1 protein-coding gene is annotated in these 1,343 nt (G+C 62.2%); it reads left to right on the top strand.

The genetic code is table 11. The features are described from left to right. Positions 1-86: 86 nt before the first annotated feature. Complete coding sequence (locus ACLBX8_RS31460) at positions 87-1,097, top strand: IS110 family transposase (RefSeq protein WP_447716397.1); 1,011 nt, start codon at positions 87-89, stop codon at positions 1,095-1,097. The last annotated feature ends 246 nt before the right edge of the window (positions 1,098-1,343 follow it).

Genomic DNA, 1,343 nt, shown 5'->3' on the forward strand with positions numbered 1-1,343 from the left:
TCGATTGATGGTGTGGATGGCTCCTGCTCCCGGCTTTGCGTTCGGGCATAGTCGGGATGTTGTCGCCTCAAGCTGAGGAGCCACCCATGTCCGAGCTTGCTACGGTCGGTATCGACCTCGCGAAGAGCCTTTTCCAGATCCATGGTATCGATGAGAACGGTCGTGTTCTCGTGCGTCGCCAACTGCGTCGAAGCCAGTTGCTGGCGTTTTTCGAGAAGCTGCCGCGATGCCTGATTGGCATGGAGGCCTGCGGGGGCGCTCACGACTGGGCGCGGAAGCTTCAGGGACTGGGGCATGACGTCCGGCTGATGCCGCCGTCTTACGTAAAGCCCTATGTGAAGCGCGGGAAGACGGACGCAGCCGACGCGGCCGCCATCTGTGAAGCGGTCACGCGTCCCTCGATGCGGTTCGTCGCCGTGAAGAGCGAAGCTTGCTCTTCGGTCCTGGTCATCCACCGCACGCGGGATCTTCTGGTCCGCCAGCGCACGCAGATCTGCAACGCGATCCGCGCCCACATGACGGAGTTCGGCGTCATCGCAGCGAAGGGGGCGCAGAACGTCGACCGTCTACGAACGCAAATGCATCAACTGCCGGAAGCGGCCCGATTGCCCGTCAGCCTGCTCTTCGAGCAGCTGGTCGACACCGACACGCGTATCGAGCGGTTGACGCGTGAGATCGAAGCGGCCCACGCCCAAAGTGAGACGAGCCAGCGTCTGGTGACGATCCCAGGCGTCGGCAAGCTCTCGGCGACGATCATCGCGGCGACGACGCCGGACGTCGGCAACTTCGACTGCGCGAGGGACTACGCCGCCTGGCTCGGTCTGACCCCCAAGCCGCATTCTACCGGCGGTAAACAGAGGATCGGGCGGATCTCGAAGATGGGCAACCGGTATATTCGGCGGTTGCTTTATCTGGGTGCCATGTCGCAGATCATGGTGAGACACAGGTGCGGCCCGAGACAGGACTGGCTGTCTGACATGCTGGCCCGAAAGAAGACAAAAGTCGCCGCCATCGCGTTGGCGCATCGCATGGCAAGAACGATCTTTGCCGTCCTCAGGGACGGATCACGCTACCAGCCGCAGGCGACTGCTGCCTGAATGGCTGAACGAACGGTCAGGGCGACGTGAGGTGATGGCGAACGAACGGAGAGGAAGAACCAGGACACCCCGATCAATCCGAAGCGCTTCGAGCGCGCTCGATTGAGTGGGACCTGTTCTCCAAGCGGACTTCATCAGGGCGCGCAGCGATCCCGCTGCAGATCAGACGCCGTATACATGGCCGCAGCCGACTAGTTCACCCAAACCGATCGACATCCTTGACCCGCAGGAGCCATCCATACACGG

The sequence above is a fragment of the Methylobacterium sp. D48H genome, assembly GCF_053345715.1.

What these genes read in the sequence shown, in the direction of transcription:
- ACLBX8_RS31460 (WP_447716397.1), top strand. Translation starts at nt 87, where the DNA reads ATGTCCGAGCTTGCTACGGTCGGTATCGACCTCGCGAAGAGCCTTTTC.